The organism is Stenotrophomonas chelatiphaga, assembly GCF_032054965.1.
Taxonomy (GTDB): Bacteria; Pseudomonadota; Gammaproteobacteria; order Xanthomonadales; family Xanthomonadaceae; genus Stenotrophomonas; species Stenotrophomonas chelatiphaga.
Map to the genome: position 1 here is coordinate 19,047 of NZ_DAMBRS010000017.1, position 16,855 is coordinate 35,901.

The 16,855-nt window shown below is 68.1% G+C and carries 13 protein-coding genes, 2 tRNA genes and 1 pseudogene; 15 read left to right on the forward strand and 1 reads right to left on the reverse strand.

Annotated features, from left to right (window positions below; translation table 11 throughout):
* The first annotated feature begins 5 nt into the window (after nucleotides 1-5).
* The 3 genes from uvrB to RTX79_RS16540 all read left to right on the forward strand — a co-directional run bounded on the left by uvrB (nucleotide 6) and on the right by RTX79_RS16540 (nucleotide 2,951).
* Complete coding sequence (gene uvrB / locus RTX79_RS16530) at nucleotides 6-2,039, forward strand: excinuclease ABC subunit UvrB (protein ID WP_057508702.1); 2,034 nt, start codon at nucleotides 6-8, stop codon at nucleotides 2,037-2,039.
* A gap of 165 nt (nucleotides 2,040-2,204) precedes the next feature.
* Nucleotides 2,205-2,279 (forward strand) — tRNA-Val (locus RTX79_RS16535).
* A 240-nt stretch (nucleotides 2,280-2,519) separates the two neighbouring features.
* Nucleotides 2,520-2,951, forward strand: coding sequence for a hypothetical protein (locus RTX79_RS16540; protein WP_312684841.1), 432 nt, complete (start codon nucleotides 2,520-2,522; stop codon nucleotides 2,949-2,951).
* A gap of 16 nt (nucleotides 2,952-2,967) precedes the next feature.
* Here RTX79_RS16540 and RTX79_RS16545 read toward each other — a convergent pair whose 3' ends face one another.
* Nucleotides 2,968-3,285 (reverse strand): hypothetical protein, encoded by a 318-nt coding sequence (locus tag RTX79_RS16545; RefSeq protein WP_259169863.1) that lies wholly within the window; start codon nucleotides 3,283-3,285, stop codon nucleotides 2,968-2,970.
* Between the two features lie 122 nt (nucleotides 3,286-3,407).
* Here RTX79_RS16545 and RTX79_RS16550 point away from each other — a divergent pair, with 122 nt between their 5' ends.
* From RTX79_RS16550 to RTX79_RS16605, 12 genes and pseudogenes are all read left to right on the forward strand, one after another.
* On the forward strand, nucleotides 3,408-4,079 hold the full coding sequence (locus RTX79_RS16550) for a response regulator transcription factor (protein ID WP_312684843.1): 672 nt from the start codon (nucleotides 3,408-3,410) through the stop codon (nucleotides 4,077-4,079).
* 2 nt (nucleotides 4,080-4,081) lie between these two features.
* On the forward strand, nucleotides 4,082-5,428 hold the full coding sequence (locus RTX79_RS16555; RefSeq protein ID WP_312684844.1) for a sensor histidine kinase: 1,347 nt from the start codon (nucleotides 4,082-4,084) through the stop codon (nucleotides 5,426-5,428).
* A 66-nt stretch (nucleotides 5,429-5,494) separates the two neighbouring features.
* Nucleotides 5,495-7,936, forward strand: a pseudogene (locus RTX79_RS16560) (DNA internalization-related competence protein ComEC/Rec2); the annotation flags it as partial.
* Nucleotides 7,937-7,943: 7 nt separating this feature from the next.
* Nucleotides 7,944-8,624, forward strand: a complete 681-nt coding sequence (locus RTX79_RS16565) for a MotA/TolQ/ExbB proton channel family protein (RefSeq protein WP_312684845.1) — start codon at nucleotides 7,944-7,946, stop codon at nucleotides 8,622-8,624.
* Between the two features lie 3 nt (nucleotides 8,625-8,627).
* Entirely contained in the window at nucleotides 8,628-9,050 is a 423-nt protein-coding gene (locus RTX79_RS16570; RefSeq protein WP_042614192.1) for an ExbD/TolR family protein, read from the forward strand.
* The gene (gene msbA, locus RTX79_RS16575; RefSeq protein WP_057508273.1) at nucleotides 9,047-10,795 is read left to right on the forward strand and encodes a lipid A export permease/ATP-binding protein MsbA; all 1,749 of its coding nucleotides are present in this window, start codon (nucleotides 9,047-9,049) and stop codon (nucleotides 10,793-10,795) included. The genes RTX79_RS16570 and msbA overlap by 4 nt, the downstream gene beginning before the upstream one ends.
* The gene (gene lpxK, locus RTX79_RS16580) at nucleotides 10,795-11,814 is read left to right on the forward strand and encodes a tetraacyldisaccharide 4'-kinase (protein ID WP_309686803.1); all 1,020 of its coding nucleotides are present in this window, start codon (nucleotides 10,795-10,797) and stop codon (nucleotides 11,812-11,814) included. The genes msbA and lpxK overlap by 1 nt, the downstream gene beginning before the upstream one ends.
* 36 nt (nucleotides 11,815-11,850) lie before the next feature.
* Complete coding sequence (gene kdsB / locus RTX79_RS16585; RefSeq protein WP_312684851.1) at nucleotides 11,851-12,621, forward strand: 3-deoxy-manno-octulosonate cytidylyltransferase; 771 nt, start codon at nucleotides 11,851-11,853, stop codon at nucleotides 12,619-12,621.
* 64 nt (nucleotides 12,622-12,685) lie between these two features.
* Nucleotides 12,686-14,098: a hypothetical protein gene (locus RTX79_RS16590; protein ID WP_312684853.1), complete on the forward strand. Its 1,413-nt coding sequence runs from the start codon at nucleotides 12,686-12,688 to the stop codon at nucleotides 14,096-14,098.
* Entirely contained in the window at nucleotides 14,095-15,936 is a 1,842-nt protein-coding gene (gene uvrC, locus RTX79_RS16595) for an excinuclease ABC subunit UvrC (RefSeq protein ID WP_057508277.1), read from the forward strand. The genes RTX79_RS16590 and uvrC overlap by 4 nt, the downstream gene beginning before the upstream one ends.
* Before the next feature lie 9 nt (nucleotides 15,937-15,945).
* The gene (gene pgsA, locus RTX79_RS16600) at nucleotides 15,946-16,569 is read left to right on the forward strand and encodes a CDP-diacylglycerol--glycerol-3-phosphate 3-phosphatidyltransferase (RefSeq protein ID WP_057508278.1); all 624 of its coding nucleotides are present in this window, start codon (nucleotides 15,946-15,948) and stop codon (nucleotides 16,567-16,569) included.
* Between the two features lie 46 nt (nucleotides 16,570-16,615).
* Nucleotides 16,616-16,691, forward strand: a tRNA-Gly gene (locus RTX79_RS16605).
* Nucleotides 16,692-16,855: the final 164 nt, after the last annotated feature.

Below are 16,855 nucleotides of genomic sequence, written 5' to 3' on the forward strand. Positions count from 1 at the left end.
GCACCATGAGCGACCGTTTCCAACTCGTATCGCCGTATTCGCCGGCAGGCGACCAGCCCAACGCGATCGAGAAGCTGAGCAGCAACTTCGAAGCCGGCGTGGCCAAGCAGACCCTGCTCGGCGTGACCGGCTCGGGCAAGACCTACACCATTGCCAACGTCATCGACCGCATCCAGAAGCCGACGCTGATCATGGCGCCGAACAAGACGCTGGCCGCGCAGTTGTACGGTGAGTTCAAGGCGTTCTTCCCGCACAACGCGGTGGAGTATTTCGTCAGCTACTACGACTACTACCAGCCGGAAGCCTACGTGCCGTCCTCGGACACCTTCATCGAGAAGGACAGTTCGATCAACGAACACATCGAGCAGATGCGCCTGGCGGCGACCAAGACCCTGCTGTCACGGCCGGATGCGCTGGTGGTGGCCACGGTATCGGCCATCTACGGCCTGGGCGCGCCGGAAGACTACCTGTCGCTGCGGCTGATCCTGTCCAAGGGTGAGCGCATCGACCAGCGCGACCTGATCAACCACCTCACCCAGCTGCAGTACACACGCAACGAGTACGAGCTGCATCGCGGCACGTTCCGCGTGCGTGGTGAAGTGATCGACGTGTTCCCCGCCGAATCGGACAGCGAAGCGCTGCGGATCGAACTGTTCGACGGCGAAGTGGAGAAGATCACCCTGTTCGATCCGCTCACCGGCGAAACGCTGCGCAACATGATGCGCTTCACCGTCTACCCGAAGACCCACTACGCCACCACCCGCGAGCGCGTGCTGGCGGCGGTGGAAACCATCAAGGTGGAGCTGAAGGAGCGGCTGGATCAGCTGTATGCGGAAAACAAGCTGGTCGAGGCGCAGCGCCTGGCCCAGCGCACCCAGTTCGACATCGAGATGATGGCCGAGGTGGGCTTCTGCAACGGCATCGAAAACTATTCGCGCCACCTGACCGGCAAGCCGGCCGGTTCGCCGCCGCCGACCCTGTTCGATTACCTGCCGCCGGACGCGCTGCTGGTGATCGACGAATCGCACGTGACCATTCCGCAGATCGGCGCGATGTACAAGGGCGACCGTTCGCGCAAGGAAACCCTGGTGGAATTCGGCTTCCGGCTGCCGTCGGCGCTGGACAACCGGCCGCTGCGTTTCGAGGAATGGGAACAGCGCTGCCCGCGCGCCATCTACGTGTCGGCGACGCCGGGTCCGTATGAGTACCGCGAAGCCGGCGAAGACATGGCCGAACTGGTGGTGCGCCCGACCGGGCTGATCGATCCGGTGGTGGAGATCCGCCCGGTCGGTACCCAGGTCGACGACCTGATGAGCGAGGCCAACGAGCGCATCAAGATGGGCGACCGCGTGCTGGTCACCACCTTGACCAAGCGCATGGCCGAGAACCTGACCGAGTACCTGAGCGAGCACGGCATCCGCGTGCGCTACCTGCATTCGGACATCGACACGGTCGAGCGCGTGGAGATCATCCGCGACCTGCGCCTGGGCAAGTTCGACGTGCTGGTGGGCATCAACCTGCTGCGCGAAGGCCTGGACATGCCGGAGGTTTCGCTGGTGGCGATCCTGGACGCGGACAAGGAAGGTTTCCTGCGTTCGACCGGTTCACTGATCCAGACCATTGGTCGTGCGGCGCGCAACGTGCGCGGCAAGGCGATCCTGTATGCGGACAAGATCACCCGCTCGATGCAGGCGGCCATCGATGAGACCGACCGTCGCCGTGCCAAGCAGGTGGAATACAACGAAGAGCACGGCATCGTGCCCAAGTCGGTCGCGCGCCCGATCGTGGACGTGCTGGAAGGCGCGCGTTCGGAGGCGTACGACCGGGCCTCGCGCAAGGGCAAGGGCAAAGGAAAGATCGGGGCGGTGGAGATCGCCGAGGAGGGCGCCGATTACGCGACGCTGTCGCCATCCCAGGTCGCCACCCGGCTCAAGTCGCTGGAACAGCGGATGTACCAGCACGCCAAGGACCTGGAGTTCGAAGAGGCCGGCCGCGTGCGCGACCTGATCAAGCGCCTGAAAGAGGCCAGCCTGGGCTGACCACCGTACCGGTAGCGCCGAGCCCTGCTCGGCGAAAATCGCCGAAACCTCGCGCCATCCGCGCTTTCGAAGATTTCTTCACAAAAGTGTTGCACAACCCCGGTCTCCTCCGTAATATACGCGGCCTGCCCCGACGCAATCGCAACGCGGCAGGAAACGAAAAACGGGCGGTTAGCTCAGCGGTAGAGCACTACCTTGACATGGTAGGGGTCACAGGTTCGAACCCTGTACCGCCCACCACTTCCAACGAAGTGGGAACGAAAAAGACCAGCCATCGCGCTGGTTTTTTTGTGCCTGGAATCCAGGATTCCTGGTCCGCGTAAAGTCCTGATCCGCACTGGTGAAGCCGCACCTGACCCAGCGGTGGCGTCTGCCCTTGGCGCTGCACGCAGGATGACGGCCTATACCTTGCGTGGTCACCTCCGCTGTCCTGGGATCAGGTGGCCGGGACTGCCGGCGAGGGAGAAACCAATGGCTTGTTTGAACAAGACGATGATGCCGATCCTGCTTGCCGGTGCGCTTCTGGCGATGACCCAGGGCGCGAGGGCAGACGACGAACTGATCACCAGCACCAGAACGGTCGTGGTGGACACACGATCTGCGGACGGCACTGCCGCGCGAGCCTGGATCCAACGGCATTCTCCCGGGTTCCCTCCGCGGGTGCCGGCGGAGCAGCTGGAAATAAGCAGGACGGTGGTCTTCGGGCCGGACAGCATGCAACGCGCGCCGGGAGACAGCCTGCCCATTCCCCTTCCGGCAAGCGGAAAGCCGGGCGAGGTGATCAGCTTCAGCAGCCAGCGCACCAGCGGTCTGGAATCCTGGACCTACAAATGGCGGGCCGGCTCGAAGGGCGGTGGCAGCTGGAGCCTGATCGGCTACACCTTCAAGTACTTCGATGAGCAGGAGCGCTGACAGCAGCGCGCCTTCCTCAGCCTGCGGCGAATGCCTGCCGCAGGCTGCGCAGTGAGTCCTGGCGGCAGCTGGTCGCACAGTCTTCGCCCATCTTGAATTCCTGCAGGCGCAGGCCGACCAGCGTCAGCGACAACGCATAGCCGCTGCCGGAAGCATGGCGTGCATGGCTGATCGCATGGCGTGCCAGGGCATCCACATGGTCACGATCCGGCAGCAGGCCGAGGAACGCGCGTTCAGCGCTGTCCAGGTCCGGGGCGGTCAGCACCACGCGCGGGTCGTTGGCGGGAGGGAGCAGGGCGGGCGCGGGGCTGGCCGGGGGGAGGAAAGCGTCCATGGCGTCGTTCGGCTCGATACAGAAGCGGTACGTGCACGATGCGACATCAACATTGTCAGAACATTGCGCGGCCTTCGCGCGGCTTATCATCAGCGCTGGTTTCTGCTGCCCACCGGTTTCCCATGCGCATCCTGCTGGTCGAAGACGATCCTGACCTGTCCCGTGCCCTGCAGTCCGGGCTGGAACGCCAGGGCGTGGTCGCTGACGTGGTGGATACGCTGGCCGCGGCCGCCGCCGCGCTGCGTGATCCGGTGCACCAGCTGTTGCTGCTGGACCGCCAGCTGCCCGACGGCGATGGCCTGGCCTTCGTGGCCACCGCCCGTGCGCTGCGCCCCAACCTGCCGGTCATCATGCTCACGGCCAAGGGCAGCCTGGGCGACAAAGTGGAAGGGCTGGATGTCGGCGCGGACGATTACCTGGTCAAGCCGGTCGCCATCGAAGAACTGATGGCGCGCATCCGCGCCGTGTCGCGCCGCCCGACCGAAATGGTCACCCCGGTACTGCAGCTGGGGCGATTGCGTTTTGATTTCGAATCGCTGCAGGCGCAGGTGGAGGGGCAGCCGCTGGCGCTGCCGCGCCGCCAGCTGCTGGTACTGCAGGCGCTGGCCCTGCGCCAGGGACGCACGGTGACCCGCAGCGGGCTGGAAGAAGCGGTGTACGGCTTCGACGACGACATCCAGTCCAATGCCCTGGATGCGCATATTTCAAAGCTGCGCAAAGCGCTGCAGCAGGCCGGCGCGGGCGTGGAAATCCACGTCATCCGCGGGGTCGGTTACCTGTTGGCCGAGGCATGAAAATGAACACCGACATCCGATCCATTTCACTGGGACTGGCCTGGCGCGTCTGCCTGGCCCAGGTGTTCACCGTGTTGATCGCGGTGATGGCGCTGATCCTGACATGGGGCGACCAGGAATCGGTGCACATGGACATGTTCACCGCCGACGACGTGGTGGCGGCGCTGCATGGCGACGGCACCACCATCCGGCTGGATCGCAAGCGCTGGGATGCGCTGAATGCGAAGGCCGGCGGCAACCTGTGGTTCGTCGCGGTGGACGAACGTGGCAACACCTTGTCCGAAGGGGCCGTGCCGGAGGTCCATCGGGAACTGCTGTCGCGGTTGGAGCGCGTCGGCTACAGCGAACTGGGATCACTGACCCCGCCGTACCTGGATGCGGCGCGCATCGTGATCAGCAACCAGGACGGCAGGCGGGTGACGGCGATGGTCGGCGGCCAGCCCAAGCACGGGCTGTGGGAAGGCGCGTTGATGGTGCTGCGGCTGATCGGCCCGTGGTTCTTCCTGCCGTTGATCGTGGTGACCCTGCTGGTCATGCCGCTGGTGATCCACCGCGCGATGCGCGGGGTGAGGCAACTGGCGCGCGAGGCGCGACTGCTGGACATCGGCAAGGCCGGCGCGCGACTGGACACGCAGCTGGTCAGCAGCGAGATCGCCCCGCTGGTCAGTGCCTTCAACGATGCCATCGGCAAGGTGCAGCAGGGCTATGCGGCGCGCGACAAGTTCCTGGCCGACGCCGCGCACGAGCTGCGCGTCCCGATCGCGGTGGTGCAGGCGCGCCTGTCACAGTTGCCGCAGGGCGCCTTGAAGGCGCAGTTGTTGAACGACATCGCACGGCTGGGCAACGTCGCCGAACACCTGCTCGACCTGCAGCGCCTGGACCGCAGCGTGGAGAAGCTGCAGCCGCTGGACCTGGCCGCATTGGCGCGCACGGCGGCGGCGGAACTGGCGCCGCTGGTGATCGGGGCCGGATATTCCTTCGAGGTGGATGCGCCGGATGAGCCGGTGTGGATCGTCGGCGATGGCATTGCCCTGGGCCGCGTCATGGCCAACCTGGTGCACAACGCCATCGTGCATGGCGGCGGTCGCGGCACCATCAGCGTCAGACTGGAAGCGACCGGTACGCTGGAGGTCGCCGACCAGGGCGCCGGCGTGCCTGAAAACGACCGCGAGGCGATCTTCGAACCCTTCCATCGACTGCGTGCAGCCGGCAGCGGCAGCGGGCTGGGCCTGCACCTGGTGAAGGAGATCATCCAGCACCACGAAGGCGCGGTGAGCGTGGGCGAAGCGCCGGGCGGTGGTGCCAGTTTCCGGATCGCGTTCAACCGTTCGGTGCGTCGTCCCGGCTGAAGCCCGAGCCTGCAGCGCGTGGAACGCTGATGGCTGCCATTGCGGCATTCGCCCACGCTGGACGGCATGGGGGGACAGGCCTTCGATCATCTCGTCGTGTCGCCGGGCCTGTGGGGCAAGGCCAGTGCCGCCGCGCTGGTGGTCGGGACCACGGCATGCTGCCAGTTGCCGCTGTTGCCGCCGCCTGTGGCGGCCTGGTCGGGCCTGTTGCTGGGCATCGTCCTGTGGCTGGCCCGCTGGCGGGGGCGCTGGCTGGGCATGCTGCTGGTGGGCTTCAGCTGGGCCGGGCTGCACGGACAGTGGGCGTTGCAGGCGCAGCTTCCGCCGCAGGATCCACCGGTCGACCAGGTGCTGCGCGGCAGGGTGATCGATCTGCCCGAGCATCGCCCGTCCTACAGCCGCTTCCTGCTGCGCATCGATGACGACCCGGCACTGCCCGGCGCGCTCCGCGGCCAGCGCGTGCAGGTCTACTGGAGCGCGCCCTTCACACGTGGCGCGCCCACCCACGCCGTCCCGGGAGCGATGACCCGGGGCCAGCGGCACACCGTTGCGGCCGGTTCACGCTGGCAGCTTCCGCTGCGGCTGCGCGCGCCGCGCAGCCGGATCAATCCGGGAGGATTCGACGGCGAGCGCCACGCGCTGATGCTCGGCATCGCCGCCAGCGGCCAGGTCCGCGATGCTGCCGCTGCGGTCCTGCTGGAAGGTCCCAGCGGAGTGGCGGCATGGCGCGAACGCATGTCGCAGCGGATCCAGCAGGCGGTACCCGGCGACACCTCGCGGTTCCTGCGCGCGCTGGCGCTGGGCGACACGCGCGAGCTCAGCGACGCGGACTGGGAGCAGCTGCGCGCGCTGGGCCTGACCCACCTCATCGCGATTTCCGGCTTCCATGTGGGCTTGGTGGCAGGCGGTTTCGCGCTGCTGGCCGGCTTGCTGTGGCGCTGCGTCGCGGTACTGCCGCGGTGCCTGCCACGACCAACCGCGGCGGCAGTGGCGGCGGCTGCCGGCGCGGTGGGCTATGCACTGGTCGCCGGACTGGCGCTGCCGACCGTGCGTACCGCGCTGATGATCGTGGTGGTGGCGCTGGCGCGCGCCAGCCGTCGGCGCATGCCGTGGGCGCAGTCGCTTGCGCTGGCGGCCTTCGCGACCCTGCTGGTCGCCCCGCTGTCGGTGCTCGCCGCCGGCTTCTGGCTCAGCTTTGGCGGGGTGCTGTGGCTGATGTGGTGCCTGCCCGGCGGACAGCGTGCCGAAGCCGGGCTCGGCGGGCTGCTCAAGCCGTTCTTCGCCGCGCAGGGCATCGCCAGCCTGGCGCTGTTGCCGCTCGGCATCAGCCTGTTCGGCCAGGCCTCGCGGATCGGCCCGCTGGTGAACCTGCTGGCGGTGCCGTGGTGGAGCCTGGTGGTGGTGCCGTTGGCGTTGTCCGGCACCGCGCTGGAGGCCCTGCATCAAGGGTTGGGAGCGTGGTGCTGGCGACTTGCCGGCGTGGCCTTCGACGTCAGTTGGCGGTGGCTGCAGCCGCTGGCGGCGTGGAGCGGGGCGGTGTGGTGGTTGCCGGAGGCGCCGCGCTGGACCCTGCCGCTGGCCCTGCTGGGGGTGTTCTGGTGGCTGCTGCCGCGCGGCCGCGGCGGGCTGCTGGCGGCCCCGTTGCTGTGCCTGCCGCTGCTGTGGCCGGATCGGCAGCTGCCGACGCCGGGCGAGGTCGAGCTGCTGGTGCTGGACGTGGGGCAGGGAACCGCCGTGGTTGTGCGCACCGCGTCCCGGCTGCTGCTGTATGACCTTGGGCCGCCCGGTGCCGGCACCGATTCCGGCGAGCGCGTGGTGCTGCCCGCGCTGCGTGCACTGGGGGCCGGCGTACCCGACCGCGTGCTGCTCAGCCATGGCGACGCCGACCATGCGGGCGGCCTGCCGGGGCTGCGCCGTGCCTTCCCGCAGGTGCCGGTGTGGGCGCCGGCAGGGTCTGGAGTCGACGGCGCGCAGCCCTGCCATCGCGGCCAGCAGTGGCGCTGGGATGGGGTGGAGTTCGAGATACTGCATCCGGGGCGGGACAGTGCGCAGCGCGGCAACGCCTCCAGCTGCGTGTTGCGCATCGCCACCGCGCGTGGGGCGATCCTGCTCACCGGTGACATCGGCATCGCCGAAGAAGCCGCACTGCTGCGCTCCAGCCGGCGCGCGCTGAAGGCCGACGCGGTGCTGGTTGCGCACCATGGCAGCGCCGGTTCGTCCAGCGCGCCGTGGGTGCAGGCGGTGGGCGCGCGGCTGGCGCTGGTATCGGCCGGGCACCGCAACCGCTTCGGCCATCCGCGCGCCGACGTGGTGCAGCGCTGGGCCGCGTCCGGTGCCGAAGTGCTGGGCACCGCCTCTTCCGGCGCACTGCATGTCTGGCTGGGCGCGCAGGGGCTGCAGGTGCGCGAGCAGCGGGTGCATGCAGGTCGCTGGTGGAATGCTGCGGGCCGGGAGCGGGCGGCTGCTATCCTATCGGTGGACAAACAGGCGGCCGCTGGGCCGGAGGGTTGGAAACGTGTGGGAACTGGTCAAGGCCGGCGGTTGGCCGATGGTGCCGCTGCTGCTGCTGGGTGTACTGGCTTTGGCGATCGTCCTGGAGCGTTTCTGGTCCCTGCGCCGCAACGAGGTGCTGCCACCGGGCCTGGGCCAGGATGTGCGCAACTGGGCCGCGCGCGGCAAGCTGGATCCAGCCCACCTGGTGACCCTGCGCGCCAATTCCCCGCTGGGCGCATTGCTGGCGGCGGCGCTGGACGCGCGCAATCGTCCGCGCGACCAGATCCGTGAGCGCATCGAAGACACCGGGCGCTTCATCGTCCATCGCATGGAACGCTTCCTCAACGCACTGGGCACCATTGCTTCGGCCGGTCCGCTGCTCGGCCTGCTGGGCACCGTGGTCGGCATGATCCAGATGTTCCTGGGCATCCTGGACCACGGCGTGGGCGATGTGAACCAGCTGGCCGGCGGTATCGGCAAGGCGCTGGTCTGCACCGCCACCGGCATGATCGTGGCGATCCCCGCGCTGATGTTCCATCGTTACTTCAAGGGCCGCATCAACGGTTACGTGATCGAAATGGAGCAGGAGGCCAGCGCGCTGCTGGATGCGCTGGATGGCCGTCCGGGCGTGATGGCCACGCCGCCGCGTCCGGCTGCCCCGGCTGCCGCCAACCCCGGCAGCGCCGCCCCGGCCAAGGCCTGACGGATGCGTATCCGCAACGACCGCGCCGGCGATGAGCCGCATATCGACCTGGTGCCGCTGATCGACGTGATCCTGGTGCTGATCATCTTCTTCGTGGTCACCACCACCTTCGATGCGCGCTCCACCCTGCAGGTGCAGCTGCCGCACGCCAGCCAGCAGGCCAACAGCGAACCACCGCGCGCGCTGAGCATCCTGGTCAACGCCGACGGCCGTTACTTCGTCAACGACCAGGAAGTGCTGCGCACCGACGTGGAGTCGGTCAAGCAGACCATCGCCGCGGTGGCCGGTGAAGACCGCACCCAGTCGGTGCTGCTGCGTGCCGATGCGCGCACTCCCTACCAGGCCGTGGTCACCGCCCAGGATGCACTGGGCCAGCTCGGCTTCCGCCGGATTTCCATCGCGACCGCTCCCGAGGTGCGTCAATGAGTTCCAAACACGCGCCCGTCTGGCCGATCTATAAACGCCTGCTTGGCTACACCCGCGCCTACTGGGTGTTCATGGTGGCCGCCGTCGTGGCGATGGCCGTCGAAGCCCTGGCCGGCTACGCCTTCACCCGGTTGATGGAACCGCTGGTCAACCGCGGTTTCGTCAACCCGGAACCGCGCATGGCGGTGATCCTGCCGCTGACCATCCTGGGCCTGTTCCTGATGCGCAGCCTGGCCACCCTGGTCAGCGACTACACGCTGGCGCGCACCGGCCGCAGCGTGGTCCGCGACCTGCGCGAACAGGTGCTGGAAAAGTACCTGCACCTGCCGTCTTCGCACTTCGACACCGAAGCCACGCCGGTGATGGTCAGTCGCCTGAACTTCGACACCGAACAGGTCACCCAGGCCAGCGCCGATGCGCTGAAGACGCTGGTGGCCGACACCCTGACCATCATCGCGATGCTGGTGGTGATGCTGCAGATGAGCGTCAAGGTCACCATGGCGATGCTGGTGGTGGTGCCGATGATCGGCCTGATCGTGTCCTACGTGGGCAAGCGCTACCGGCGCATCAGCCGCGGCATCCAGGACGGCATGGGCACCATGGCCGCCACCGCCGAACAGTCGCTGTCCGCGCAGCAGGAAGTGAAGGTGCACGGCACCCAGCGGCATGAGATCGACCGTTATTCGCGGCTGGCCAACCGCATGCTGGGCCTGAACATGAAGGTCGAGACCACCCGCGCCTTCGCCTCCAGCACGGTTCAGTTCCTGGCCGCGCTGGCACTGGCGGTGATCGTCTGGGTCGCCACCCGCGAAGCGCTGGTCGGCAAGCTCAACGCCGGCCAGTTCATGGGCCTGATGACCTCGATGATGGCGATCATCCCGTCGCTGCGCCGGCTGACCAGCGTGCAGACCTCGATCTCGCGCGGCGTGGCCGCCGCCGAGCGGCTGTTCTCCATCCTGGACATGCCGGTGGAGCGTGACCAGGGCAGCAAGCGCATCGAACGCGCACGCGGTGAACTGGCGTTCGAGCACGTGATGCTGCGTTACCGCGAAGACGCAGGCACCGCGCTGGACGACATCAGCTTCGTCGCACGCCCCGGCACCGTGACTGCGGTGGTGGGACGCTCGGGCAGCGGCAAGACCAGCCTGATCCGGCTGGTGCCGCGCTTCTACGAGCCCAGCGGCGGACGCATAACCCTGGATGGCGTGGCACTGGACGATTACCCGCTGGCCGACCTGCGCCGCCAGGTGGCGATGGTGGGGCAGAAGGTGATGCTGTTCGACGATACCATCGGCTCGAACATCGCCTACGGCATGCAGGCCAGCCAGGAGCAGATCCGCGCGGCGGCCGAGGCGGCCAATGCCTGGGAGTTCATCGCGCGCCTGCCACAGCAGCTGGACACCCCGGTCGGCGAGAACGGTGCGCTGCTGTCCGGCGGCCAGCGCCAGCGCCTGGCGATTGCCCGCGCCATCCTGCGCGATGCGCCTATCCTGATCCTGGACGAAGCCACCGCCGCGCTGGACAACGAATCCGAACGGCTGGTGCAGGATGCCCTGCAGCGGCTGATGCCCGAACGCACCACGCTGGTCATCGCGCACCGGTTGTCCACCATCGAACACGCCGACCAGGTGCTGGTGATGGACCAGGGCCGCATCGTCGAGCGCGGCACCCACGCCGAACTGCTGCAGATGGGCGGGCTGTACGAGCACCTGTACAACATGCAGTTCCGCGAAAGGCAGGCCTGATGTCCGGCAAGGGTACCCAGACACCAGCCTACTGGTACGACGGCTCTGCGGTGCCGTTCGGCATGCGCCTGCTCAGTCCGCTGTATGCGGCGGTTTCCGGCCTGCGCCGGCGCCTGTACCGGCGCGGCTGGCTGAAGCGGCACGCGCTGCCGGTACCGGTGATCGTGGTCGGCAACATCACCGCCGGTGGCACCGGCAAGACCCCGCTGACCATCGCGCTGGTGCAGCAGTTGCGCGCCGCCGGCTGGAAGCCGGGGGTGGCCAGCCGCGGCTACGGCCGCGAGCAGGCCGACAGCGGCCGCTGGGTGGACGCCGATACGCCGACCACGCTGGGCGGCGACGAGCCGGTCCTGATCGCGTGGAAGACCGGTGCGCCGGTGCGCGTGGATGCCGACCGCGTGGCGGCCGGCAAGGCGCTGGTCGAAGCCGGCTGCGATGTGATCGTCTGCGATGACGGCCTTCAGCATTACCGCCTGGCGCGCGATATCGAAATCGAAGTCATCGACGCCCAGCGGCGCTATGGCAACGGCCGGCTGCTGCCGGCCGGCCCGCTGCGCGAGCCGGTGGCGCGCGCGGGCGAATGTGATTTCCGCGTGGTCAACCAGGGCGCGGCCAGCGCGGAAAACGCGGCGGTGGCCTGTGGGTTCGGGCAATGGCCGATGCGCCTGCGCATCGACAGTGCGCAGCCGCTGGTCGGCGGACGCCTGCGTGCGCTTTCGCACTTTGCCGGGCAGCGCGTGCATGCCGTGGCCGGCATCGCCCACCCGCAGCGCTTCTTCGACATGCTGCGCGCCGAACGCATCGGCGTGGTGCCGCATGCCTTCGCCGACCACCACGCCTACCAGCCGCAGGACCTGCGCTTTGGCAGCGAGCTGCCGATCCTGATGACCGAAAAGGACGCGGTGAAGTGCCGCGCCTTCGCCAACGACTGGCACTTCGCCATTCCCCTGCAGGCCGATCTGCCCGCTGCCTTCTGGGTGGCATTGACCGACCGCCTTGAGAAGCTGCGCGCGCGCTGAACCGCCTGCGCGCGTGGCCTGTAACCGGAGAGCCCCATGACCGAGTTCGTCGTCGCCATTCCTGCCCGCTACGCCGCTTCGCGCCTGCCCGGCAAACCGCTGCGCCTGCTGGGCGGGGAACCGCTGGTGCTGCACGTGGCGCGCCGCGCGCTGCAGGCCGGCGCGCGCGAAGTGTGGGTGGCCACCGATGATGCGCGCATCGCACAGGCGCTGGAGGGATTGCAGGAGGTGCAGGTGGCGATGACCGATCCGGCCCACCCGTCCGGCACCGACCGGCTGGCCGAATGTGCCCGCCATGCGGGCTGGGCCGATGACACGGTGGTGGTCAACCTGCAGGGTGACGAGCCGTTCGCACCGGCCGCCGGCATTCGTGCGGTTGCCGACGCGCTGGCCAGCGGCCGCGCCCCGATGTCCACGCTGTGCACGCCGGTCGAAGATGCGGCCACGCTGTTCGATCCCAACGTGGTCAAGCTGGTGCGCAACGCGCGCGGTGAGGCCATGTATTTCAGCCGGGCGCCGATCGCCTGGCACCGCGATGGCTTCGCGCGCAGCCGCGACGTATTGCCGGACGGGGTCCAGTGGCTGCGCCACATCGGCATCTATGGCTACCGCGCCGGGTTCCTGCAGCAGTTCGCCGGAATGCCGCCGGGCAGCCTGGAACAGGTGGAAAACCTGGAGCAGCTGCGGGTGCTGGAGGCCGGGTTCCCGATCAGCGCCGCGCTGTCGCCGGCGCCGTTCCCGCCGGGCATCGATACCCCCGAAGACCTGCACCGGGCCGAACAGTTGCTGGCCAGCGGCCAGGCCTGAGCGGGTGGATAAAAAAACGCGTGGCACAACGATTGCATGACGCGCGGTCCGGCATAATCAGGGCATGAATGCCCAACCCGTCCAGGACCTCCCCGAGTTCGCCACGTGGCTGAACGCCGCGCCCGCCACCCTGAGCGAGCTGCGCGGGCAACCGCTGGCCCTGCTGTTCGTCAACGCCGCATCGGCGTGGTGCGCACAGCGCCTGGCCGAAGTGGCGAACTGGCAGTCGCGCCATCCGGGGCGGCTTCAGGTGCTGGTGCTGCAGGTGCCGCGTTTTGATTTCGAACGCGAAGAAGGGGCCAGCCTGAAGTTGCTGCGGCGGCAGGGACTGCATTCGATCGCGCTGCTGGACAGCGACTGGGACGGCTGGCGGCGCTTCGGCGTGACTGCCTGGCCGACCATCGTGCTGATGGATGTGTATGGCCGCGAAAGCAGCCGCCTGGTCGGCCTGGGCCAGCCGGGCGAGCTGGACCGCGCGCTCAACGAACTGTGCGGCAGCGTGCAGCCGTCGGCATTCGAGCCGCTGCGCGAGCTGCACCCTGAGCCGCGCCTGCCGCTGTGTTTCCCCACCGGGCTGGCGGTCACTACCGAACGGCTGTACATCGCCGACAGCGGCCACCACCGCGTGCTGGAATGCACGCACGGCGGGCGCGTGCTGCGCCAGTTCGGGCAGGGCACGCCGGATTTCATGGACGGCGGCGCGCAGGAAGCGGCCTTCAACCGGCCGCAGGCGCTGGTGGTGGAACGCGAATCGCTGTACGTGGCCGACACCGGCAACCACGCCCTGCGTCGCATCAACATCATCACGGGCCAGGTCGACACGCTGTGTGGCAATGGCCGGCCGGGCGAACCGCTGGAAGGCCAGGTCAACGACCCGCGCAGCGTGGCGCTGAACCACCCGACCGGGCTGGCCCTGGCGGACAATGAACTGCACGTGGCGATGGCCGGTGACAACCGTATCTGGAGCTATCACCTGGGCCAGCGACGCCTCACCCGGCGCGCCGGCAGTGGTGCCATCGACCAGCGCGACGGCAGTGGCAACGTGGCTGCGTTCGCCCAGCCGACCGGGCTGGCGGTGGTGCAGCAGGCGCTGTACGTGGCCGATGCGCTGGCCTCTTCGATCCGTTGCGTGCAGCTGCGCGGCGACCTGGTGCAGACGCTGATCGGGCAGGGCGTGTGGAACCACGGCAGCGAGGACGGTCCACGTGACCGCGCCAGCCTGCAGTTCCCGCAGGCCATCGCGCTGAGCCCGGATGCACCGCTGCTGTGGATCGCCGATGCCGGCAACGGACGCCTGCGCACCCTGCGCCTGGGCGGCGGCGAACTGGTCACCCAGGCGCTGCCTCGCCGGCTGCACGGGCCGGCCGGACTGGCGGTGGGATCCGGTGCGGTCTGGATCGCCGAAACCGACGCCCACGCCGTGCTGCGTTTCGATCCAGCCAGTGGCGTGCTGAGCGACGTGCCGATCACCGAATGAACGCTGTACCCGCTTTTGATGGCAAGGCGTTCGCCGCCGCGCTGAGCACCGCGCCCGGTGTCTACCGGATGTACGCCGCCGATGACGTGCTGCTGTACGTTGGCAAGGCGCGGGCGCTGCGCAACCGCGTCGGCAGCTACTTCAACGGCAGCCCGAAGAACGCGCGGATCATGTCCATGCTGTCGCAGATCGTGCGCATGGACGTCACCGTAACGCGCTCGGAGAGCGAAGCGCTGCTGCTGGAAAACCAGCTGATCAAATCGCTGTCGCCGCGTTACAACGTGTCCCTGCGCGACGACAAGACCTATCCGCACGTGCTGTTGACCCGCGAACAGTGGCCGCGCATCGCGCTGCACCGCGGGCCGCGCGCGGTGCCGGGCCGCTACTTCGGGCCATACCCCGGGGTCACTGCGGTGCGTGAAACGCTGAACCTGATGCACAAGCTGTTCAAGCTGCGCAGCTGCGAGGACAGCGTGTTCAAGAACCGCTCGCGGCCGTGCCTGCAGTACCAGATCGGCCGTTGCAGTGCGCCCTGCGTGGAGCTGGTGGCCGCCGAGGACTACGCCGAATCAGTGCGCCGCGCGTCGATGTTCCTGGAAGGCAAGAGTGACGAGCTGACCCGCGAGCTGGGCGAACAGATGCAGGCGGCCAGCGAGTCGCTCGAATTCGAGCAGGCCGCGCGCCTGCGCGACCTGGTCAAATCACTGCGCAGCATGCAGACCCGCCAGTACGTGGACGGCCGCGCCGCCGACCTGGACGTGCTGGCGGTAGCCACCCGTGGCGCGCAGGCCTGCGTGATGCTGCTGGCCTTCCGTGACGGCCGCAACATGGGCACGCGCCCGTTCTTCCCGCGTACCAATGGCGAAGACAGCCCGGAAGAAGTGCTGGGCGCGTTCGTATCGCAGTACTACGTGGAATTCGAGCCGCCGCGCGAGATCCTGCTGGATCGCGAAATCCCGGATGCGGCGCTGCTGGAGGCGGCGTTCTCCGCGTCTTCGGAGCGCCGCGTACAGTTGAAGTGGAACGTGCGTGGCGAGCGCGCGGGCTATCTGGAACTGGCCAGCCGCAATGCCCAGCTGACCCTGGCCACCGAGCTCAACAGCCGCGATTCGCAGCATGCGCGCAGCGAAGCGGTGCGCGAAATGCTGGGCCTGGCCGAACCGGTCAAACGGGTGGAATGTTTCGACATCAGCCACACCATGGGCGAGGCCACGGTGGCCTCGTGCGTGGTGTTCGACGCGGCCGGGCCGGTGAAGGCGCAGTACCGCCGTTTCAACATCAGCGGCATCGAACCCGGCGATGACTACGCCGCCATGCGCCAGGCGATCGATCGCCGCTTCCGCCGCGCGGTGGAAGAGCAGGGCGTGCTGCCGGATGTGCTGCTGATCGACGGTGGCGCCGGGCAGTTGGCGCAGGCGCAGGCCGCGCTGGCCGACCTGGGCGTGGAAGGCGTGCTGCTGGTCGGCGTGGCCAAGGGCGCCGAACGCCGCGCCGGGCATGAAGCGCTGGTGCTGCCGGACGGGCGCGAGCTGCGTCCCGGCGCGGCCTCGCCGGCGCTGCAGTTCATCCAGCAGGTGCGCGACGAGGCGCATCGGTTCGCCATCACCGGCCACCGCGGGCGCCGCCAGAAGGCCCGCATGACCAGCAAGCTGGAAGACATCGCCGGCATCGGGCCGCGCCGGCGCGCCAGCCTGCTCAAGCATTTCGGCGGACTGGTCGGCCTGAAGGCGGCCGGTGAGGCAGAAATCGCCAAGGTGGAAGGCATCAATGCTGCCCTGGCCGCACGTATCTACGCTAACCTTCATGGACTGCCCGAGCCGAATGCGGCAGGCGAGTAGAGATTACTGATGACGCTGACCCTCCCCACCTGGCTGACCCTGCTGCGGATCCTGATGATCCCGGTACTGGTGCTGGTGTTCTATCTCCCCTACACGTGGACCAACTTCGCCTCCGCGGCGCTGTTCGGCCTGGCGGCGATCACCGATTGGCTGGATGGCTGGATCGCGCGGCGCTACCAGCTGGAATCGGCGTTCGGCGCGTTCCTGGATCCGGTGGCCGACAAGCTGATGGTGGCCGTGGCGCTGTTCCTGATCGTGCAGGGGCATCCCACGCCTTGGATGGCATTCTGGGCGGCGGTGATCGTTGGCCGCGAAATCGCCGTTTCGGCACTGCGCGAATGGATGGCCGAACTGGGCCAGCGGGCGAAAGTGCGGGTGGCGGTGATCGGCAAGGTGAAGACCACCGCGCAGATGGTCGCGTTGCTGTGCCTGTTGTACTCGGTGGCGCCGAATACGCCGGTGGAGGACATCTGGATGGGCCCGCCGGTGTTCCACATGGGCGACTGGACGCTGGCGATCGCCGCGATCCTGACCCTGTGGTCGGGCCTGCAGTACCTGCACGCGGCCTGGCCGAGCCTGCGCGCCGATGAACGCGCGGCACGCGAACGCGCCCGCCTGAAGAAGGGCGGCTGAAAGCTGTTGACACCGATGTGAAGACAGGTAAAATGCCGCCTCCCAAGCGGGAATAGCTCAGTTGGTAGAGCGCAACCTTGCCAAGGTTGAGGTCGCGAGTTCGAGTCTCGTTTCCCGCTCCAGAATCTGAAAAGAGGCCGAAAGGCCTCTTTTTTTTGTGCCGATGACGCGGCAGGGCGCGACGCCGTCTCTTGACACCTGCGACAGGTCGTGTAGAATGCCGCCTCCCAAGCGGGAATAGCTCAGTTGGTAGAGCGCAACCTTGCCAAGGTTGAGGTCGCGAGTT